This is a genomic window from Amycolatopsis sp. NPDC039088 (genome assembly GCF_055598845.1).
This window is the reverse complement of record NZ_JBVKAE010000008.1, coordinates 1-20,610: the sequence shown is the minus strand read 5'-3', so window position 1 is coordinate 20,610 and position 20,610 is coordinate 1. Positions and strand designations below refer to the sequence as shown.

The window sequence follows — 20,610 nt, the reverse complement described above, 5'->3', positions numbered from 1 at the left end:
TGGGACTCCCCGCCTCGTTGTCTACCCACTTTTTCTTCCCTACCCCCTTTGTTCGGGAACCCCTCCTCCCCTCTTCTGGTCCACCCACCCTCCTCCTTTTTTCGTCCCCACCGGCCTTTCTCAAAGGTCAGGCGTCCTCGTAATAGTGGACATCGCCGTCCGGACCGTGGGTGAAGAACGGGGCGGCAGGCCCGATCTCGGGCGGCGCGTACTCGGCATAGATCTCATATGGCGCCGCGGGTGAACAGATCGGGTTGATCTGAACGATGCAATTGCGCAGCGATCCGCTGTACTTCGCCTTGACGTGCCGGGGCCGCTGGTCCTCCACAATGGCCGGACCGGCCGTGATCTCCCAGCCGCTCGCCGCGCCCGGCCCCGTCGTGCCGACGGTCTGCGTCGGCACGGCCGAGCTGACACCCGCATCGTCGAAACAGAGTTTCAGCGCCGCGTCCACATAAGCGACGCGAAGGGTGATGGTGCTGCCCGAACCGAGGAAGTAACGCTTGGTGTACGTCTGACAGGTCTCGGCCCTTTCGTCAGCCTGCGCGACTGTCGGTGCCAACGCCGACGCCATCACGGCGGCGGCGGTGACAAGTATTGCCTTGCGAATCTTCATCCCAACTCCCGAGTCGATCTTGTCGATAGTCAACGCGACGATATCGAAGTTTGTTACTTGCCAACTGGAGTATGGAGAATTTCGCCTTTGAGGCCCGGGTACGCGTTGCTTCGCCAACGCCCGGCACCAAGCCCCGGTTCACCTTGGCCGATCGGCCCCAGAGCCGCGTCTTCCAGCAAAAAGCCGGTCGACATCGAAACTTGTCCCCGCGAGCGGGAGACACTCGGAGGATAGACAATAGTGCATCAATGGCACCCGATTACGCATGGAAGCCATTTCTTCGAGCGGTCCGCTCGACCACGTTCCAAGATTCCCGGAAAGCTGGCCGCTATTGAGTTAGCCTCGACGCGTGCGAATGAAAACGATCTTCGCGGCGGTACTGACCGGTCTGGTGGCGACCACGGGAACGGCGACCGCCGGAGTCCGCGCTACCAACGTCACCATCGAATGGTTCGACGCCACCGCCGAGGCCTTGGCGCCCCACCCCGACCCCTACGTCACCCAGAGCAGGAACTGGGCCGTGACCTGGCTCGGTGCCGCGAGAGCAGCCCGCGAAACGCGGTGCCCGAGCCCGTTCGCCGAAGCGGCCGTGGCGTCTGCCGTCCACACGTCGCTGCGCCGGCTCGCCCCCGAGCACGCCGAACGCCTCGACGCCCGGTTGACCGAAACCCTCCAGCGGCTCCCGGATGGACCGGGCACTCGATGCGGAGTCGAAGCAGGCCGCGCGCAGGCGATCAAGGTGCTCTCCGAACGCGAGAACGACGGCCTCGACCCCGTTTCGATGAACGCGCCGTTCCCGACTCCTGCACCAGGACCCGGTGTCTGGCAGCCGACACCACCCGGGTTCCGCGAAGCCAGACAGGCGGGTTTCCGCAAGGCGCGGCCTTTCCTGCTCGATAGTGCGAGCCAGTTCCGCCCTGGACCACCGCCGGCACTCGACTCCGTTCTCTACCGCCAAGACCTCGCGGAGGTCGCGCGCGTGGGCGCCGTCGACAGCGAGGTAAGGACGCGAGCACAGACCGACACGGCGGCGTTCTGGTACCAGTCCTCGGTACTGGGATTCACCGGCGTGCTGAGGGCCGCCCTCGCCGAATCGAAAGGCTCACCCCCCGACCGGGCTCGGCTGGTCGCGACCTTCCACGTGGCCGCGGTCGACACCGAGATCGCCGTCTCTGACGCCAAGTACGCCTATCTCTTCTGGCGTCCTGTCACCGCGTTGCGGTCCGGTAGTGCCCCGGAGTGGACGCCCTTGCACGTCACTCCTGCCTTCCCGGAATATCCGAGCGGGCACTCCAGCTACGCGGGTTCGGCCGAGCGGATCCTTACCGTGCTGCGCGGACCGATCGCCGCCCGCGAATTCCAGCTCACCAGTCCGACAGCGCCTTCGATCGTAAAGACCTACAGAGCATGGTGCGAGTTGACTCGGGACAACATCGACGCACGTGTCTGGTCCGGCATCCACTTCCGTCACTCCGACAACGTCGGGGCCGGCCTCGGGGGCCGCGTGGCCTCCAACACGTTGGCCGGGTTCGAGCGGCTGCTTTCGTAACACGGCACTAGCCATCCACCTGGCTGGGCGGCGCCTCGATGCACCGCCCAGCCAGGTATCCGCTTCAACCCGACCGGCCGCGGCGGACCACATGAGCCTGTTCGGCGACCCGCCTGCCGAGGTGTGCCGCGGTGAGCAGATCGGACTTGTGCACCTGCTCCGGCCCTTCGTCGACATTGGACTGCGCCGCGGCGCCGAGCCACACACCGAGCCGGTTCAAGTCGTTTTCCGAGGCCGTGCCGGCGTTCCATCCCGGCGGGAGGCCGAGGTTCACCCAGTTCATCCCATGTTGCGCCGCCAGCAATGCGAAATACTGCAGAGTATGGAGTTTGTCGCCGCCTTTGGCGCCGGAATTGGTGAACCCGGCCGCGAGTTTCCCTTCCCAAGCCTGGGTCCTCCACCGCTTGCCCGTGTCGTAGGCGAAGGCATGGAAAATCGGGCTTGCCGAGCCCATATACGTCGGCGACCCGAAGATCATCGCGTCAGCCAGGTCCAGGACAGTCCACTGGTCTTCGGTGATGGAGCCGACCGGGACCAAGGAGGTACTCGTGTCCGGGAACGCCGCCGCCCCTTCGGATACGGCCCCAGCCAATCGCGCCGTATGCCCGAACCCGCTGTGGTAAGCGATGACGATACTCACCGAGTTTTCCGACATTCATGCATCCTTTCGATCAGACGAATTCGGATGCCAGTCTGACGAGCTGAATTACTTGTACCACCCAGTCGTTCGAGTGTTTCCACCTAGCTGAAGGGCGACCAGGACCCCACTTGGTACCGGCCTACCCCGGAAACTAGCCATTCGACCAGGAAAACCAGCTACATCGTCCGATGCGGGCCGCCCGGCCGCACGGAATGATCGCGAGAAGTCCATCCCGATTCCCCACCGGAAGGCAACCATGTCTCTGCGCGGCCTGCTCACGGCTAATGCCCCGGCACGTCTCACCGACTCGGCGTTCCTCATCCTGCGGCTGGCGGCCGCCGTCGTGTTCGTCGCCCACGGATGGAACACATTCAGTTCCCAAGGTGTGAGTGGCGCCATCGAAGCCCAGCAAGCAGCCGGAATCCCTCTGCCGGCACTCGCTGGACCGTTCACCGTCTTCGGCGAGCTCGTCGGCGGCATCCTGCTCGCGCTGGGACTCCTGACCCGGCTTTCCGCGATCGCGATCTCCGTGATCATGCTGGGCGCATGGGTGTTCGTACACGCACAGAACGGCCTCTTCTCCTCGAAGGGTGGCTTCGAATACGTGATGATCCTCGCGGCCATCTCGCTCACGTTGATCGTGACCGGCCCGGGCCGCTACAGCATCGATCACCTGCTCGCCGGGAACCGGCACGAGCCCGAGGTGAAGGTGGCCGGCTCAAGCCTCGTGTGACTTGGTGACGAAGTCCTCATCTTGCCGCGGTTCCCCCGGGGAAACGCGTCAGGGTGAGGACGCCGGGCAGCCCGGCCTCCCTGGCCACGGCCGCGGCCTCGCCACGGGAGTGCACGCCGAGTTTGCCGAAGATGTTGGCGACGTGGAATTTGACCGTGTGCTCGCTGATATGCAGCCGCGAAGCGATCTCACGGTTGCGACGACCATAAGTGAGCTGTTCGAGCACGTCGAGCTCTCGGGGATTGAGCGAGCTCAGCAGGGTGGCGTCAAGCAGCTCCGGCGGGCTCAGCGGGATGCTCACGCTGACGGTGGTGCCCCAGTTCGGCGACGAGTCGAATTCCAGCGTTCCCTCGATCGAGAGGAGCCTTGAGGCGATGCGGTGCATGGAAAGCGCTTCCGTGGACATCTCGCCGGCACCGTTGTCTCGTATGACGAGCCGAAGCATGGCGTCGTCGAGCTTCCAGGCGACCCTGAGCCTGCTGACCTTTCCCTGTTCGAGCATGGTGACCACTGTGTCCCGGACGGTTGCTCTCGCGACCTTGGCGACGTCGGCCGGCAGAGATCGCCCTGCTCCCTCCGGGCCCGAGAGGTCGAGTTCCACATCGCTGTAACGAGTCAGCGTGCTCAAGGTGTCCGCGAGCCTGGCGAAGGCCGCCTCCGCGGTTTCGTCGTGGGTGGCGTGGTCCATGCTCGTGCGCAGCTCCAAGAGCGCCGACACCGTGCTGTCGGTCGCCGCTCGCCGGGCCGCGGTGTCGTCCAGGGTCTTCGAGCGCAGAGTGATCAGCAGGGCGGTCAGTGTCGCGGCTTGGACGTCGGCGACTTCGGCGGTCGCCTTCGCTCGCTCATCAGCGACCGCCCACCTGTCCGCCATCTGGACCGGAACGGCTTCAGGGAGCAACCTCACGATGCGCGCGGTCACGAGATCCCAGAGCAGTTGTGTCATATCCCGCTCGTCGGGCGCCGGGAACACACCGGCCTCGAGGAGCACCGCCAGCAACGCGCCCGCCGAGCCAGGTGGCGCTGACGCCGAGGCCAATACCGTGCGGGAAACACCGCCGAGCCGGGCCTCGCCGAGCCAAGGGACGCCCACATCGACTCGCCGGGCCAGTGACGCCATCTCGGCGCTCGTGATCCCGCCGGCTCCCTCGGCGGTCCCGTGGCTCATCAACGGCGACCGGGCGCAGTCTCCGGTCATCATCACCACCGCGCGGTGCACGACGAGTTCCGACAGAACATCCGAAAAACGCTCGAGTATTTCGGGTAACGGTGCTGCCAGCAGGGTATTGGCCGCACGCAGAGCTCGCCGTGGGTCGGTCCAGTCAGATATAGCCATGTTCAGACAATTTTCACCAAGTCGCGCTCGGCGGGAACCCGAGGAAACGAACAATGACCGGTACGGACGCGCGCGGGGCGGCACCATTGCGGCGCCGCCCCGCTCAGGCGTGCGACCTGTGGACGTGACGTCACCAATCCCGACTGCGCATCACTACCCCTTCTGTATCGGACAATGCCGTCATCGTCCTCGGCCGTCGCCCGACAAACAAGAGCGCGGCCATGAGAAATCCGGTATCTCCATAACCGATCCAGTATCACCGCCAAACGGAGGCCATCCGACCAAGGAAGAAAGTACCCGATTGATTGCATACCTCCCTCGCATGAAGAGCACGGACAGAGTTCCCTTGGACGAGGCCATGCCGCGATGTGCACGGTCGCAGGAAAGCGGAATCAAACTATCGATCATTCCCAGTACCTGCCCCGACGGACTCGCGGTGCTGCGTAACGGACCTTCGCACGACGCGATACCGGCAGCCGGTGGAGGCGACGCTCCACCGGCTATGCCAGGTCTTCGGCGAGCAAGTCCATCAGCAGGCCGTCGTGCCAACCGTCGTCCTCGGCGTCGCGCTCGTACCGGCGCATGATCCCGACCTCCCGGAAACCGGCCGCCTTGTAGCAGCGGATCGCGGCGTCGTTGTCCGCGGCGGGATCGATGACCAGACGGTGATGACCGCGGTCCCGCACGAGATGGCGAACCAGTGTACGGACCGTGTCCGTGCCGAGCCCGCGGCCGTGTGCCGCCGGGTCGAGGAAGATGTCGACCGACGCGTGCCGGTACATCGGGTCGGTCTCCTCCCCGTACTGCACGAGGCCACGGATCTCGGTGTCTTCGAGAACGACGAAACACACCACGCCGGGTTCGTCGAACGGCCAGGTGGGCGAGTCGTCCACGCTCCCCCAGCGCTTTTTGACTTCGGCGGTTGAGACGATCCGCCGCAACTCTGGAACGTGTTCTTCGGTCACCGGAGCAAGCACGACGCTCTCCCCGCGTAACTCGATACTCACGTCCGACTCCGTTCATTCATACCTGGCTGCCGCCCGGATTCGACCAGCACACGTGCTCGGCGGTCTCATTCCCATGTGTACCAATGTTTTCCTCGCCGATATGGAGGCCTCACCATGGCCAGACGGCGGAGTGTCCACAAATCCTCGCGATCACTCAAACTCAGCACCCCGTCGCGCCGGACGAGCCAGACTGTCTCGTAGTCGAAATGCAGTACCGCGTCACCGGGAGCCACGTCGAGCAGCCCCAGCGTCAACCGGATCATATGGTCTTGCTGCGTCGCCAGATCGTCGCTGGCGGCGCCGGGTTTGCGGAGACGGAAATAGACCCACGCCGTCGGATCGAAAACGAGCCCGTCCACGAGGAGATCCCAAGCTCTTCCACGGCTCTGCTCGATCCGTCCACCCGCTCTCATCCAAGTGCCCTGCGGGGTCACGACACCCTCTTCCAGCAGTTGATCCGCCGACGAGTCGCCCCCGAGCATGTCCAGCGCCGCCGCGCATTCCCTGAGAGCGAGCGCGACCTTCGAGGCCGACAGAGGGGTCGCCAGGTCAAGACTGTACGAAATGGCCACTCCATGTCCTTACCGACGTTGCGACGAATGAGCCATCAGATCGCCGACAGTGCGCCGCGATCCCGGATTTCGCCAGGGGAATTCCGGAAGGCACGGGGCCCCGACGCCGACCACACCCGGGAAATCCGATGATGGCGGAGTTTCAACTGGTCGATGCCGCTTTTACCCGCCGGGTCGGCGTCATGTGTCATCAGCCATCGGATGCCCACCAGATCGCCTTCCCCGTCGACCATCGGGACATCCTCGAGCGCGACTACCACCCCAGGCCGGACACGACGCCACGGCTTGAGGACGAAGGCGACGAATTCTCCGGGGCCGCACGCGGTGTCGGCGCCGGGAACCGAAGCCGCGAAGTGAATCCGGAAGTCCGGCGCGAGAATCTCGTCGGCCAGTTCGTAGTCACCGCACCAGAGAGCAGCCCACTTTCCCGCCAGAACGACACCGGACGCGCGGACGGCGTCCAGTTCTGCTTGTGTCCGGTTCATCGCGGGGATCCTCCTGATCTGGCGCCGACGTCGGCCGGACGGGCCTGCGTGACGCTCCAAGCGCATCTTCGTAGCTCAGGCTCGCCTGGCACCTTCGGAAGGGCAATGATTCGACGATGCGATTCCCCTTTCGAACGATGCACATCCCTGCATTCGAAGGACGTTCGTCGAGGCACCATCATGCGCTGAACCAGCGATCGCCACGACTGTCTTCCGACTGCCATCGGCATGGTTCCACTCCCGTGCGGGACTGTCCTCCGAGGAGCTGATCCGGGCCGTGGAGCATGGACGCGGAGTGAGTCTTGCGCGCCCTGCCAGCGACGTCGTCCAAGATCGCGACGCGCGGCTGCATGTCATCTGGATCGAGTCAACCCGTTCCCGAGCGTAACCCACCCCGACAAGGCAACCGATCGATGTTTAGCATCTTTCTAATGCATTGATTGATCGGAATGTCGATGACGTGAGGCCGGCCAGCGAAAGGATCACACTCGGCGGGCTTCTTCAGGGAGCAACCGAACGCGCTGATGGACCGGTCGGCGGGATGGGTTCGATTCGGCGATACGCCTCGTTCTGCGCCGGCCGCGGGTCAGGAGCACCGTTGTTCGGCCAGCATGAGAAGGCTCGCTCGGCTTGCGCGGTGATGGTGAGCGACGGATTTACGCCGAGATTGGCGCTGATCGCGGATCCATCGACGACCGACAGGCTCGGATGACCGAAGACACGATGATACGGGTCGATGACGCCGCTCTCGGGATTGTCGCCGATCACGACTCCGCCGATGAAATGCGCGGTGAGAGGTACTCCGAAAAGCTCACCCCACGTGCCACCGGCGACTCCACCGATCCGGGCTGCGACCCGTTGGTTCGCCTGGTAACCGGCAGGGATGAACGCCGGGTTCGGTTCGCCGTGCCCTTGCCTGGAGGTGAATTTACGGCGTCCGAACCTACGCCTGGTGGTGTAGGTGGTGATCGAATTGTCGAGACTCTGCATCACCAGGAGGATCAAGGTTCGTTCACTCCACCGGTGGGCATGAGCGACCTTCGCGACCCTGACCGGGTGTCGCAGGACCTGGCGGACGAACTGCCACCATCGTGGCGCCGGGTCGTCTCCGTCGGTGGCGACGGTCTGCAGCAGTCCGATCGCGTTGCTGCCCTTGCCATACCGGACTGGCTCGATGTGGGTGGTTTCGTCGGGATGGAACGACGAGGTGATGGCCAATCCGCGGGAAAAGTCCCGCTGAGGATCGGGCTTCGGCCGTGCCGAGCCGATGATGGCTTCCGAATTCGTGCGGGTCAGTTCGCCGAGACGTGGCGAGAGGTTCGGCAACGCACCCTTGTCACGCAGGGAATGCAGGAGCTTCTGGGTCCCCCACGTACCAGCGGCAAGCACCACCTTGTCCGCGGTGATCCGTCGCCGCATCACCCCATTGGTTTGCCGGGCGGAGACGACGAAGGAACCGTCCGCGCACTCCTCGAGCCCGGTGACCGTGGTCAACGGGACGATGGTCGCCCCAGCTTTCTCCGCCAGGTACAAGTAGTTCTTGACGAGCGTGTTCTTCGCGCCGACACGGCAACCGGTCATGCACGAGCCGCACTCCGTGCATCCCGTCCGTGCCGGGCCGGCGCCGCCGAAATACGGGTCCGGGACAGTACGGCCGGGCATTCCGAGGAAGACGCCCACCGGCGTGGGGCGGAAGGTTTCTGCCACCCCCATATCCGCGGCGACCTCCTGGATCACCTCGTCGGCGGGGGTGATCGTCGGGTTGGTCACCACACCGAGCATCCGGCTCGCCTCGTCGTAATGCGGAGCGAGCTCGGCCTCCCAGTCGGTGATGTGAGCCCACTGCCGGTCCTGATAGAACCGAGATGATGGCCGGTACAACGTGTTCGCGTAGACCAGTGATCCGCCGCCGACCCCGGCTCCGGCGAGAATCATGACGTTCTTGAGCAGATGGATACGCTGGATGCCGAAGCAGCCGAACCTGGGTGCCCAAAGGTAGCGCCGTAGGTTCCAAGACGACCTCGCGAAGTCCTCGTCGGCGAAGCGGCGCCCCGCCTCGAGTACCGCGACGCGATATCCCTTTTCTGTCAGCCTGAGCGCGGCGACGCTGCCGCCGAATCCGGAACCGATCACCACGACGTCGTAGTCCGTCGCTGTCACGGCCCGACACACCTTTGGGCCACCATCGACGGCGAACAGAGACTCATCGGCGTGCCCTACGAGACGACCGGTGCGCGGGCCGGCTCTCCAGTTTGCGCTCGCGGGGTTTGCGGATCACCTTCACCGATCCCCACCAGGCGAATCCTGTGACGTGCAGGACCGGTGCCCCGGCCATCGCTTGCCGCCTTGCCGTCCCCCGTCCGCCACCGAAGCCGCCCATCAACCCGACACCGCGGACATCCACCACGATGTCGTCAGGAACCACGATCTTGATCCCGCCCATGATCGCGACGGCATTGATCGTGCAGACACCATCGGCGAACTCGACCTGTCGCAGGTCGAGGCGGACGCTGCCCCAGAAGGCCTTGCTGTCGTGTTCCGCCAGCACCACGCCGTCGAGCCGCCGCGTCATACCGGACATGACCGCGACCGACGTCCTCGGCCCGTACTCGCGGTGAGCCCGATGTCCCGACTGAACGGACGATGTGGCCGGGAGATCCGCGACGGCCGACTCGAAGTCGGCGAAGGTCTTCGCCGAGTAGACGAGATCGAGTCTGCTTTCAAGCTCGCCGGTGCTGAGCCGTCCTGCACCCATGGCTTCGTAGAGCTGTTGCGCCACTCGTTCGCGGTCGGAATCGGCCACCCGCATCGCCGATCGCTCCAGTTCAGACATGACCACGACTATAGAGTGAGCATCGACCGCTCAGGCCGGTCATTGTGGAACCCATCCGACGATTTCTCCGTTTCAAGTCCTTCACAGTCGTCGCACTATGACGACCGTGCTGGTCGACGGGCTCGAAGGACTCATGAAGAACACAAAAATGGTTCCGTCGAAGCCCTGGGCGTGCACGGGAATGAACGATGCCCTACCACTTCTCCGTTGTGAATTAACTCCTATTGACTACGGCCACGGTCGATCGCCGCCGCCATCGAGTTCAGTCATCCGCCTTCTCCACAGTGTGTCGCTGGTCGGCTGACGCGGCGCTGAAGGCCCTCAAGACGTTCATCGGAAGGCGCCCACGCTCAGAGACGGCATAGCCATTCTCGGCAGCCCAAGCTCGCACGAGCCGGCTACGCCCTCGTACCGCCATTTTCACGACATCGTCACGCCCGTCGGCTTGCCCGGTTGCCAGCCGGACCGTCCGACCACCGACGCGGGTGGCCGCGCGGACATAGGGGAAGAGCACGGCTCGCATCGTTTTGGCGTTGTCCTTGGACAGATCGATTTCATAGCGCACACCGTCGAGCGCGAAGGGCACTGTCTGCGTTGCTTGTTCACCATCCAGGTCGTCGACAACCTCGACCAGAATTTTCTGAGCCATCCCGAGCCCTTTCAGCAGTAACCCGACAATCCCAACGTAGTAGGCCGTAGCGACCCTATCGATAACTTCGACCGCATCAAGCGATACCGATCCACTCCTGGCCACCTTGTAGCTCAAACCAGCAGGTTTTGTCATGGTATGCGAAGACAGCACACTCGACATGTTTCCTGGCGGGACCATGTCATCGTTCGAAACCGCTTCGATCACCGGGTCTCCCCAACGCGGACGGAGCCTGTGCGCACCGGGAAGCGCTCACCCCCAAGCCAGGCCGGCTCTCCGGGAGCGCGGCAACCCGAGAAACGCAGCGTGGACCGATTCGAACACCGCGACCGCCTCTTGGTCCGGCGCGGCGAGCACAGGAACTTCTTCGCAATCGAAGTCTTCGATGATCAGCATGCCACCCGGCCTCAGGCTTGCACTGAGCCGATCGAGGACTAGATGTCGCTCGGGCAGATGCATCAGTACAAGCCGGGCATGGATCAAATCGAAGGCGCCGGACGGTGGCTCGTCACGAACCACGTCGTGACGACGCAAGGTCACTGTGCTCTGTCCGGCCAGCCGAGCCCCGATGATCACCCCTACGCGCCCGCTCCCATCGCAGACAGTTCGAGTGGGTGACGCGCACTGCTTCCTTCGAATGACGAGCGGGATCAGGACCGATGCGGATTCCGGCAATAGTCATGCGTCCTCGCCACGTGAGCATGCCGCGCACACACGGCCACGGGTTCACCGGGCCAGAATTAGCATCTCATCTCTATTGTTGTCAGCCTTTCCTGTAACGGACTTGTCAGGGAAAATCACCCCAGCGGCGGAACCGTCGTTACATGAACTTATTTGAGAGGTAACCCAAACGTGGCGTGCCCCGGCGTGGGTCCGGACCGGCTGACGGAAGCGGGGACGGCGACTGGTCTGTCCACAAAGGACCCTATTTGCACGGGTAAGTGTCCAACTTGGGCGGTATGCGTGGTTTCGCGAGCGGGTCGTGAGTGCGAAGTAGGGTTCTAACCCTAATTAACACTCACGACCCCCTTCGAAACCGTAAATATAGGCATCAATCGGACATGAAATCGTCCAATGGTGTTCCCTGTGGACAGTCAAGGACGCCCCACTGTCTCAGTGGGGCGTCCTTGATTGCGACCAGTCCGCGAAGGTCTACTTCGCTACCTTCAGGGTAGGGAAGGAGGCCTTCACGTCAGCGAGGCGATCACGCCATGTTTGCCTTACCCCTCAATAACCGGTCATTGCCGCGACATCCGCCGACGCGGTAAAGGCCCCGCGTCACTCTCTACGCATCACATCGAACACGTCACCCATCAAGGCTACGATGCCCGAGGTTCGCGTCACCGAGTCACCATCGTCGTGCACGCCATGCACCTATTTGATGATCCTGCGTGACGACCGCCTCGCACCGCATTCGCCGAGCGAACCCAGGACGATCGACTGCGTCCCACTGCTCACCGTTCTCATGCACTGCCGGTTGTTTGACTCAGGACCCACACGTCCTTAGCGTTGAGAGTGGTATGTCAACACTTCTATCGTTCGACTCTCAGAGGCGGCTCCAGTGGGAGAGAGAAGACCAAATGACGAGAGTTCATCCCATACGTCACCACCAGAGGAACTGAAGGCATTCGAGAATCTTTGCACGAGAGTGGCGCGCAAGACGATGTCTCAGATGCGCGCATCATTGGAAGAGAGCGGCGTGATCACGCCGGAGAATCACGACTGGGCGATTTCGTTCGTGCATTCGGCGGTACGCCGATGCCTGGCCGCCCTTTACTCCCACACGGAGCCGGACGGCGACATCAGGCTCTCGAAGAGCCAGAGCAAGGAGAGCCTTGAGCTGAGTCAGTTGCTCTGGCGCACGATGGCTCGCCATGTATGGCGAAGTGTCGCCGACATCGGCCTCGCCCACTCTCTGCCAGAGCGGTCACTGCTCGCCGCGGCCGACACGCTGTTCGCCGAATTGAGCGAGGGTGGGCGTCGTCACTCAGAGAGGACTTCACCTCTCGCCCCTGTCTGACAGCCAAAGCAGCTCGAGGTGTTCACAGAGGTCGCCTCTATCAAGGACGACACGCGTCGACCAGCAATCGCAGATGCCGTCCGGCGAGCCGGAGAGGTTCGATACTTCGTTCCACTTGGGCGGCGAGCTCGGCGCCCTCCAACGTGTTGATCACCGTCCACGCCAGATCGACGGCGGATCCTTCCGCGAAGCCGGCGCCGATCAGCTTGACCGCAATCAGCTCGCGCCAGGTCGAGAAGGCCGCAGACACGGCCTTCTCGATCTCGGGGACCCGGCCCGCGGTTTCCAGGGCAGTAGCCGTGATCGGACAACCGTCCGTCCATTCGGAGCACTGCAAATACTCGCCCAGCCGGGCGGTGACCAGCTCGATCGCGTCGGCTGGGTCTGGGAGCGCCACCAAGGCGGTCTCGAGCATTTCGGCGAACTCCGCCTCCGCGTGGCGCACCGCGGCGACGGCGAGTTCGTCCTTGCCTCCAGGAAAGAAGTGATACATCGAACCATGCGAGACGCCGGCTTCGCGCGTGATCTGCTTGACACCGGTGGCCTGATACCCCTGGCGCTGCATCAGACGCGATGTCGTCCGCACGAGCTTGCTTCGCGTTCCTTCAAGAGGTGCTCCCGCGCTGGCTGCCATCAGGACATAGTACTAGACCGATCGATCCACTCACGCTACGCTCCCTAAATAGATCGGTCAGTCCAATGACGGGATGTAACATGCACGAACGCCGCATCAAGGCCAACGGCCTGGAGTTCTCGTACATCGAAGAAGGCTCTGGACCACTCGTGCTCTGCTTGCACGGATTCCCCGAGACCGGCGGCGTCTTCCGTCATCTCATGCCCGCGCTCGCCGCCGTCGGTTACCGCGTGGTCGCGCCCAACCTGCGCGGCTTCGCACCGACTCAGGTACCTAACGACGGAATGTCACTGGAGAACCTGATCGCGGACGCCAACGCGCTGCACGATGCCCTTGGCGGCGATGGGGACTCGGTGATCATCGGCCACGATTGGGGTGCCTTCGCCACATGGGGTGCCGCTGCCCACTCGCCCGACAGGTGGTCGCAGGCCGTCGTACTCGACATCCCACCGCTCGCGATCTACGCACGCAAAGCGGCCGATCCCGGGCAGATCCACAAGAACAGCCACTTCTATTTTTTCCAGATGGCAATGGCGGACCAGATCGTCGCTGCCGACGATTTCGCTTACCTGGACTGGCTTTGGGACCACTGGACAGGCTCCGTGCCCGGCTTCGACTCCACTCAGGACCGCAACGCGGGCAAGGACAGTCTGCGAAACCCGGAAAACCTGCGGTCCGCGCTGGCGCTCTACCGGGACAACTTCGATCCTCAGACGTTCGGAACGGAGAAATGGGAGATGGGCGCCCTCCTGGCGAATCTGCCGAGTCAGCCGACGCTCTATCTGCACGGCAGCGAAGACCCCATCGTCGGGGAGCAGGACCTGATCGACATCGTGAACATGCTCGCACCGGGCTCGGACGGCGTCCTGCTGCCCGGCGTCGGCCACTTCCCCTTGATCGAGCAGCCCGACGAGGTCAACAAGCTGATCTTGCGATTTCTCGAGAAGTGAGTGGACCGCGTTCACCAAACGGGGCGATCCGCCGGCCCCGCTGAGCATCGGCAGGTGATCGACACGGTCCTGTGGAAGCTGCGGACCGGTGCCCCGTGGCGTGACCTGCCTGAATGCTACGGACTGTGGAAGACCGCGCATGAACGGCTGCGGTTGTGGACCAGGACGGCACCTGGGAGAAGATCCTCGCCCACGTCATCGTCAAAGACGACGCCGTGGTGAGGTCGACTGGGTCGTGAGTATCGGCTCCAGCGTGGTCCGGGTGCATCAGCATTCCGCCGGGGCCCGGAAAAAGGGGATTCAGCAACGACATCGAAACCCTCGCCGTCGAAGGGGAAGGACTCGGGCGATCCCGCGGCGGGCTGACTACCAAAATCCATCTCCTGGTTGACGGACGAGGGCTGCCGATGCGGCTTTTTGCTCACACCCGGGCAAGCCGGAGACAACCCGCAGCTGGTTCCGTTGGTCGATGGCATCAGCGTCGCTCGCTCAGGCGCGGGCCGTCCCCGGTCACGGCCGGAGGCGGTAATCGCGGACAAGGTCTACTTGCATCCCTTCACCCCGTCAGGCTATCCGGGAAAGGAGGATCAGCTTCGTCAGCCCCGGACGCGGTGACCAGATCGCCCGCCGCGCAGCCAAGGCTCCCGCGGCGGGCGACCACCGGCCTTCGATGCCGAGGTCTACAAGCGGCGCAACATCGTCGAACGGTGCTTCAACCAACTCATACAGTTCCGCGACCTGGCCACCCCGCTACGCCAAACGCGCCGCCTACTACCACGCCGAACTCACCATCGCCGCCATCTTCCTCTGGCTTCGATGACTTACAGGACAGCGCCTAGCTAGCCCGGAGGACCTTAGATAGCTCGCGTTCCCGGATCAGTACCCGTAGAGCATGTACCGATCGATCGCGTCGGCCATGACCCGCATGCCGACGTCACTGGGATGCATGTGGTCGCCACCGTCATATTCGGGACGCAGCCTGCTGGGGTCGATGGGGTCCGCGATGGCTTTGTCGAAGTCGACGACCGCGTCATACTCGCCACTCGACCGTATCCAGTGGTTGACCGCCATCCGGACCGCTTCACCACGTTCGCTGTAGTAGTAGACATTTCCCTTGTATGGCAGGATGGTCCCGCCGACCACCCGGACCTGGCGGGCGTGCGCCGCGCGGATCAGCGCCCGGTGCGCTTCGATCAGCTGCGGTGCGGTGACCGGTGCGCTCTTCGGATAACACTCACTATCCTGCATGTCCGAAACGATGTCATTGATCCCTTCCAGCACGATCACTGTCCTGACACTTGGCTGATCCAGCACATCCCTTTGGAACCGGGACGCCGCGGCATCGCCACCGCACAACGAGTTCCGTAGCAGATGATTGCCACTGATCCCGGCGTTGAGCACTCCCGTCGGCCGCCTGGTGGCCGCCAATCGTTCGGCCAGCAGATCCGTGTATCGACGGTCGGCGTTCTCGGTGGAGGCAACCCCGTCGGTGATCGAGTCACCGAAGGCCACCACGGTGGAACGCCGCGGTGGCCAGCCCGCTACGTCCACACCGGCGAGGTAATACCAGGACGAGGTGGTTTCGGCGAACGCGGTGGCTCCAGTGTCGAATCGGTGATCCCCCACCGCGCGATAGGTCGGGGTCAATGCCAGCGCGTGAAACGTCGCCGGGCCGGTAGGAACGTCGAAATACAGTGTCACCGTCAACCGTTCCAACGACGAGGTCATCAGCGATGCCGGGTCACTGCTCAATTCCTGGCCGACCGGCACCACGGCCGAAAGTGCATGTTGGAACCTCAAGGGTCGTACCGTGCCAGGCCGCACCGCGCCGGCAGCGCCTGCCTTAGCGATGGTCGCCCCGCTCAATCGCAACGGCATCGTGCCGTACTGGTTCGACAGTCGCACTCGGACCGCCGCGCCACCCGTGCTGACCCGAATCACCTGGCGCACCGTGTGGTTGCCGAATCCGGCCAGCGACCAGTTTGGTTTCATCCACGGGTCTGCGGCGGGTGGTTGCACAGCTGCCGACCACGCGCCGGTCCATCGGACGCCGGTGTCGTCTTCCGCCACAGCTGGACTGGCCTGACAGAGAAGGATGAGCAGCGTTGCCGCCACAGACCGACGTAGTCTCAACAATCGCGACGCCCCATACCGTGCACCTTCACTTGGGCTTTCCCTTCAGTTGATCAATTCCCCGGGCGACGGTACGCAAGCCCGAACGCATCCCGCACATAGAAATTTGCGATCAGAAATAGCTTGCGGATACTATTCCGCACATCGCTATCTGGACGAGCCGGGCTCCGCTCAAACCGACGTCCACGACCGCCCCGAAGGGCAAGGGTGAGGTGATGGGCAACAGTCGTCGCCAGTGATCAAGCGGCGTACGGGTTACCCAGATCCCGGCTTCGTCCAAGACGACTCCCAAGCCACCCTCACCGCCCGATAGCAGCACGGGAAACCCCGCATCGGGCCCAGCTACCTGCACAACGCCGTTGACGACCACGTCCGCCCGCGTTCTGGTAACGAGCCCAGACCTTCACCCGCAACGGAATAACCGTCCAGCGAGTGCTGACCGACGGATATTGCTGCAAATGTCATCTCTGGCGCGACACCACTCGCCAACGCCGGGATCCAGCCACAAACGCACCCTCCCCTACCACTCCCCGACCCCCCAGATCAATACACCTAGGGGGCCGGGCTGGGCCAGGAGCCCGGCTTGCAGACTTTGCCGTCGGCCGGCACCTTGCCCTGCCCCGGTCCCCGCCGGGCAGGTCGTTCAGCCGCGCGACGAAATCGTTGGAGACGCCGAAGGTCTGCTGCATCATGACGGGCGCGATAGCGCCGTTGTCCAGGCAGCCCACGTGTTGCCAGCCCAGGGCGTGACCGACCTCGTGGTTGATCGCGTACTGGCGATACCCGGTCATGTCACCCTCGAACGCCATCGCCCCCGCACCCACCGGGCGAGATTGATGACCACACGCTTGTCGAAGCTCGACCTGTAGCACGAAGTCTCGTACGCGATCTGGAAGCCGCAGACGTCGGCACGGCGCGCCGTGCCGGGCGTGGTGAGACTGACGCGGAAGGACGGATTCGGGAAGCTCGCGTCCACTCGCCGCATCGCGTTCTTCCTGTGCCGACCTTCGGTCCACTCCCCTGGACAGCGTGGTAGGTGCCCTGGCCGGACTCGGTGTAGGTGCCGCCCTTGGGCAGGTCCGCGGTCGGGATTTTCAGATCGATCGGTTTGGCAGGGTTCTCCGGGAGAGTATCGCTCCCTCCGTCGACCTGCGTACCTGGGGAATCCTCGGACGCCGCGAGAGTTATCCCGCCGGGGACGATCGGCTCTGCGGGGCGGTCGCGGTGTCGAAGACGACCAGGGCGGTGATCACCGCGAGGATCGGCACCGCGTACACGCGCCAGCCGTAGGTCTTCACGAACCGGCCGAATTCGCCTTTGCCCCCGGCGGCTCCGGACTCATACGGCCTCCATGACGCGACGAGGGGCTGGGAGCGTGGCGTACGGCGAACAGATACCGAGTACCGAGACCGCCGGGCCTCATCCCCCATGCCTTGTTCCTCTGCTGGATGGCCGGTTGCCGTCGTGGCCTGGCCGCGCCGACAGACCACGGTCAGGCACGGAATCTCCGACAAGCGTGTGGACGGCCGTGGAGGCCGCCCACACGCCTCGCTTCACCATCGAACGACGGCTCAGCTACTGACTGCCTAGAACTTGATTTCCCCGCACGCCCGACCGACGAGGTCCAGGCGGCCGTTGACGTGCGACCAGCCTTCGACGCAGACCACGGACCGATTGGGCAGGTTGCGGTTGACCGCCAATTTGTAGCTGGCCGGGTGCCCCCAACTGTCGGTCTGCGTGTTCTTCTCCAGCCCACCGCCGTAGATGTGGAAGTGACCGAAGAACCGGCTGTTGGAGGTCAAGGACGCGGTGACGGAGTTGACCCGGAGGCCGCTGCCGTCGATTCCGATGCACACCAGGTTGTCGCACGACCTCATTCCGGCCTGCGCGGGACCGGCAAGCGCGACCGATGCAACCGCCGCCATACCGAAGGCGGCCGCACCGGCAGCAGCCCCCCTTAATTTCTTGGACAAGGACATCCGACACCTCTTCTGCTAACCGACTCGTGCCCGCCGCACGCTAGCCACTCCCTGTTTCTGTCCGGCTTCACCACCGGCGACGACCGGCCGGGCCTGCCAGGAATACATGAAAGGTTATGTATGTTGCAGGCGACGAAGGCTGTCCAAGTCCTTCGCAGTGCTTTGCCGGGCACGCCGACTCCGACGACCGCGGTAACGAGTCCTGCGCGACCGACATCTCCACGAGCCCTCCGTGATCTGGCACCGCCAAGTGCACTGCCCGGCAGATCATGCCCGGCAAGCACCGGAATCAGCGCTCATCTCACCGCGGACCGGATTCAATTCAGCTTCACCGCGACTTCGAAAACGCAAGATTGAGCCAGTGAAATGAAACCGAAAAGAAGCTTTGGGCCACTTTATTCCTCAGCCAAATCATCCGTTAGCATCCGGCTCCACAGTCCATCGACATCGCGAGGTAGAGATGAAACGTATTTCAGCCATTCTGACCGTTGCGACGGCAGCGGCGCTCCTGTCCGCGGCGCCGGCATTCGCGTCGGCCGAGTCCGGATCCCCCGCTCCGCAGAGCACCGCCGGCGTCATGATCTCCAGGCACCCCAGCAAGGCACACTGCGAGGTGAGTGGCGCCGCCGGCTTCGTCAAGGGGTGGTGGACCCACTACAAGTGCGTCCAGGAGAACTACATGATCGACCCATGGGTGCTGTACGCGGATTAAGACAGGGCTCCCGACACGACAGTGGTGAGTGCCGTCCGTTTCACCCCACGGCCGGCACTCACCAGTCGATGGATATCCGCCAGCGGGTCGCACCGCTCTTTGAAACCTTCCAAGGAAATATTCAGCGATCCGACACACCTATCACCGCCGCGACAGTCGAAACGCCGCAATCACCGGCCACGGTGACAATTTCCTCGGCACTCGAAGGGGCTCACGAACCCTTTCCTTGCTACCGGAAACCGGTCCAGGTACGGTGCGACCGAAGCGCGATCACGCTAATCGCGCAAGCGGACGCAAAGGATTCGATTCCCATGCCCCTCGTGAGCCGACGCCCCATCCAAGCACTCGTCGTCGGCGCGGTTCTGACCCTCGGCGCCTTTTCACTGAGCTCGGCCTCCGCCCTGCCAAGACAGGCCGAAGTGAACAATCCAGTCTCCTCAGCCGAGGTTGCCGCCGCGGCGGCCGGCTTGACGGCGTCGTACCACGTCCGGGACACGGTTTCCCGCATAGCCAAGCTCCGTTCGGAAATTGCTACCGGAGAAGGGCGCTACGACGGTGCCGTCGACGCCGTGAAAAAGACTCTCTCGGGCACCATCACACTACCTCCTACGAAAGACGCCTATTTCGTGGCATTCGGTTTCATGCCGACGACCAGCACTGTGGAACTGACAGCGGACGGCGACCAGGGCGGCCAGTTGCTGAAGAACCCCGGAGACGCGGGCGAGGTGGCGTCGAGACCCTTTCCGGACGGGAAGAAGTACATGTCGGTGATCGCGGACCTCACTCTTCGGCTGAGCATTCGAGTGAGTGACACCAAGGTCGACGGCAAGGTCTTGGACGTAGGGGCCGGCTGCAAAACGGAAAGCCCGGTCATAGTCAAGACCAAGGGGCTGATCGGCCTGGATAAAGCAGCGCCGCCAACTGCGATGAAAAGCGATTTCGAAATTCCCCCATTTACCGGATGCGGCGTCCGCGAAAACCTCGACAAACTCATCACCGGCCTGATTTCCGGCTCAGGCAACGAGATGCGAACGAGCATCGCCGTACGCTGCATCGGCACCTGCTCTCCTGGCTAGTCAGGGAGCCTTCGGGGATCACTTCAACGTTGCCATGTTCAAGAGACCGCCCGGCATCACAGCCCAGGGCTTTCCCGACCGGACAACCACGCGACCCAGAAGCTCCCGAGCACGGTCGTCGACACCCGCGATCTGGCCGACCAGCCGGCGCGCCCCCGCGCTGGTTGTGCCGTCCGAGTCACAGGGCATCGCCGGGCCGCGGCCTGGTCTAGGTGAACGCACCTCCTGTACGACATCGACCATCAGTCCGAAATCACTGCCCGGACCAGAAGATCAGTAGCGCTGTGCGATGAACGTCGCGGCCAGGTCCACGCTTCCATCCCGCCCATAGGTTATTGAGAGGTAAGGCAAACATGGCGTGATCGCCTCGCTGACGTGAAGGTCCCCTTCCCTACCCTGAAGGCCAGGGTTCCGGCAAAGTCGCATAAGTGCTGGTCGGCTCCATTGCTAGCGCGGGTCAAGGCGAACGTGTCGTGGTGGACACGGCGGGAGCGGGTTCACGCAAAGGGGCCTCACCTGGCTCCGGACTGTCCATAAGGGACACTTTTCGAGACAAATGTGCCCGATTTGGGCGAGTTGCGGGGTTTCGCGAGGGGGTCGTGGGGGGGGGTTTTTTTTTTTTCCCCCACCCCCCCCCCCCCCCCCAGACAAAGGGGGGGGTTTTCTTTGGTTGGTGGGGGGGGCGGTTT

Annotated in this window: 21 protein-coding genes and 1 pseudogene; 7 read left to right on the top strand and 15 right to left on the bottom strand. The window is 63.6% G+C overall.

The window, feature by feature from the left end; all coding sequences use genetic code 11:
- Positions 1 to 127: 127 nt before the first annotated feature.
- Positions 128 to 616 carry a hypothetical protein gene (locus tag ACZ7KI_RS12270; RefSeq protein WP_470273204.1) on the bottom strand — a complete coding sequence of 163 codons (489 nt, stop codon included), beginning with the start codon at positions 614 to 616 and terminating at the stop codon, positions 128 to 130.
- 355 nt (positions 617 to 971) lie between these two features.
- On the opposite strand from ACZ7KI_RS12270, the gene ACZ7KI_RS12265 reads away from it, so the two are divergent.
- Positions 972 to 2,165, top strand: coding sequence for a vanadium-dependent haloperoxidase (locus ACZ7KI_RS12265; RefSeq protein ID WP_470273429.1), 1,194 nt, complete (start codon positions 972 to 974; stop codon positions 2,163 to 2,165).
- Between the two features lie 64 nt (positions 2,166 to 2,229).
- Here ACZ7KI_RS12265 and ACZ7KI_RS12260 read toward each other — a convergent pair whose 3' ends face one another.
- Complete coding sequence (locus ACZ7KI_RS12260) at positions 2,230 to 2,820, bottom strand: flavodoxin family protein (RefSeq protein ID WP_470273203.1); 591 nt, start codon at positions 2,818 to 2,820, stop codon at positions 2,230 to 2,232.
- A gap of 241 nt (positions 2,821 to 3,061) precedes the next feature.
- Between ACZ7KI_RS12260 and ACZ7KI_RS12255 the strand changes: the two genes are divergently transcribed.
- On the top strand, positions 3,062 to 3,538 hold the full coding sequence (locus tag ACZ7KI_RS12255) for a DoxX family protein (RefSeq protein WP_470273202.1): 477 nt from the start codon (positions 3,062 to 3,064) through the stop codon (positions 3,536 to 3,538).
- 16 nt (positions 3,539 to 3,554) lie between these two features.
- On the opposite strand, the gene ACZ7KI_RS12250 is transcribed toward ACZ7KI_RS12255, so the two are convergent.
- From ACZ7KI_RS12250 to ACZ7KI_RS12215, 8 genes are all read right to left on the bottom strand, one after another.
- On the bottom strand, positions 3,555 to 4,871 hold the full coding sequence (locus ACZ7KI_RS12250) for a helix-turn-helix transcriptional regulator (RefSeq protein WP_470273201.1): 1,317 nt from the start codon (positions 4,869 to 4,871) through the stop codon (positions 3,555 to 3,557).
- A gap of 500 nt (positions 4,872 to 5,371) precedes the next feature.
- Positions 5,372 to 5,872 carry a GNAT family N-acetyltransferase gene (locus tag ACZ7KI_RS12245; RefSeq protein ID WP_470273428.1) on the bottom strand — a complete coding sequence of 167 codons (501 nt, stop codon included), beginning with the start codon at positions 5,870 to 5,872 and terminating at the stop codon, positions 5,372 to 5,374.
- 71 nt (positions 5,873 to 5,943) lie between these two features.
- Positions 5,944 to 6,450 (bottom strand): SitI3 family protein, encoded by a 507-nt coding sequence (locus ACZ7KI_RS12240; protein ID WP_470273200.1) that lies wholly within the window; start codon positions 6,448 to 6,450, stop codon positions 5,944 to 5,946.
- Positions 6,451 to 6,485: 35 nt separating this feature from the next.
- A complete protein-coding gene (locus ACZ7KI_RS12235) occupies positions 6,486 to 6,935 on the bottom strand; it encodes a hypothetical protein (RefSeq protein WP_470273199.1) in 450 nt (149 codons plus the stop codon).
- Between the two features lie 501 nt (positions 6,936 to 7,436).
- Positions 7,437 to 9,095: an FAD-dependent oxidoreductase gene (locus tag ACZ7KI_RS12230; RefSeq protein WP_470273198.1), complete on the bottom strand. Its 1,659-nt coding sequence runs from the start codon at positions 9,093 to 9,095 to the stop codon at positions 7,437 to 7,439.
- Between the two features lie 43 nt (positions 9,096 to 9,138).
- Positions 9,139 to 9,768, bottom strand: a complete 630-nt coding sequence (locus tag ACZ7KI_RS12225) for a DUF1707 SHOCT-like domain-containing protein (RefSeq protein WP_470273197.1) — start codon at positions 9,766 to 9,768, stop codon at positions 9,139 to 9,141.
- A 262-nt stretch (positions 9,769 to 10,030) separates the two neighbouring features.
- Complete coding sequence (locus ACZ7KI_RS12220; protein ID WP_470273196.1) at positions 10,031 to 10,624, bottom strand: histone-like nucleoid-structuring protein Lsr2; 594 nt, start codon at positions 10,622 to 10,624, stop codon at positions 10,031 to 10,033.
- A 45-nt stretch (positions 10,625 to 10,669) separates the two neighbouring features.
- Positions 10,670 to 10,993 (bottom strand): class I SAM-dependent methyltransferase, encoded by a 324-nt coding sequence (locus tag ACZ7KI_RS12215; protein WP_470273195.1) that lies wholly within the window; start codon positions 10,991 to 10,993, stop codon positions 10,670 to 10,672.
- 1,096 nt (positions 10,994 to 12,089) lie between these two features.
- On the opposite strand from ACZ7KI_RS12215, the gene ACZ7KI_RS12210 reads away from it, so the two are divergent.
- Entirely contained in the window at positions 12,090 to 12,437 is a 348-nt protein-coding gene (locus tag ACZ7KI_RS12210; protein WP_470273194.1) for a hypothetical protein, read from the top strand.
- Between the two features lie 40 nt (positions 12,438 to 12,477).
- Here the strand turns inward: ACZ7KI_RS12210 and ACZ7KI_RS12205 are convergent, their stop codons facing one another.
- Positions 12,478 to 13,071, bottom strand: a complete 594-nt coding sequence (locus tag ACZ7KI_RS12205) for a TetR/AcrR family transcriptional regulator (protein ID WP_470273193.1) — start codon at positions 13,069 to 13,071, stop codon at positions 12,478 to 12,480.
- An 80-nt stretch (positions 13,072 to 13,151) separates the two neighbouring features.
- Between ACZ7KI_RS12205 and ACZ7KI_RS12200 the strand changes: the two genes are divergently transcribed.
- Both ACZ7KI_RS12200 and ACZ7KI_RS12195 read left to right on the top strand, forming a co-directional pair.
- Positions 13,152 to 14,021: an alpha/beta fold hydrolase gene (locus ACZ7KI_RS12200; protein WP_470273192.1), complete on the top strand. Its 870-nt coding sequence runs from the start codon at positions 13,152 to 13,154 to the stop codon at positions 14,019 to 14,021.
- On the top strand, positions 14,022 to 14,243 hold the full coding sequence (locus ACZ7KI_RS12195) for a transposase (RefSeq protein WP_470273191.1): 222 nt from the start codon (positions 14,022 to 14,024) through the stop codon (positions 14,241 to 14,243). It abuts the gene before it with no gap.
- A gap of 654 nt (positions 14,244 to 14,897) precedes the next feature.
- Here ACZ7KI_RS12195 and ACZ7KI_RS12190 read toward each other — a convergent pair.
- The 4 genes and pseudogenes from ACZ7KI_RS12190 to ACZ7KI_RS12175 all read right to left on the bottom strand — a co-directional run bounded on the left by ACZ7KI_RS12190 (position 14,898) and on the right by ACZ7KI_RS12175 (position 18,133).
- Positions 14,898 to 16,136 (bottom strand): SGNH/GDSL hydrolase family protein, encoded by a 1,239-nt coding sequence (locus tag ACZ7KI_RS12190; protein WP_470273190.1) that lies wholly within the window; start codon positions 16,134 to 16,136, stop codon positions 14,898 to 14,900.
- Between the two features lie 479 nt (positions 16,137 to 16,615).
- Positions 16,616 to 17,139: pseudogene (locus ACZ7KI_RS12185) on the bottom strand (DUF3152 domain-containing protein).
- A gap of 199 nt (positions 17,140 to 17,338) precedes the next feature.
- The gene (locus ACZ7KI_RS12180) at positions 17,339 to 17,584 is read right to left on the bottom strand and encodes a hypothetical protein (protein ID WP_470273189.1); all 246 of its coding nucleotides are present in this window, start codon (positions 17,582 to 17,584) and stop codon (positions 17,339 to 17,341) included.
- Between the two features lie 156 nt (positions 17,585 to 17,740).
- On the bottom strand, positions 17,741 to 18,133 hold the full coding sequence (locus ACZ7KI_RS12175; protein ID WP_470273188.1) for a hypothetical protein: 393 nt from the start codon (positions 18,131 to 18,133) through the stop codon (positions 17,741 to 17,743).
- A 460-nt stretch (positions 18,134 to 18,593) separates the two neighbouring features.
- Between ACZ7KI_RS12175 and ACZ7KI_RS12170 the strand changes: the two genes are divergently transcribed.
- Positions 18,594 to 18,845: a hypothetical protein gene (locus ACZ7KI_RS12170; RefSeq protein ID WP_470273187.1), complete on the top strand. Its 252-nt coding sequence runs from the start codon at positions 18,594 to 18,596 to the stop codon at positions 18,843 to 18,845.
- A 68-nt stretch (positions 18,846 to 18,913) separates the two neighbouring features.
- A complete protein-coding gene (locus tag ACZ7KI_RS12165; protein WP_470273186.1) occupies positions 18,914 to 19,921 on the top strand; it encodes a hypothetical protein in 1,008 nt (335 codons plus the stop codon).
- Positions 19,922 to 20,610 lie beyond the last annotated feature (689 nt).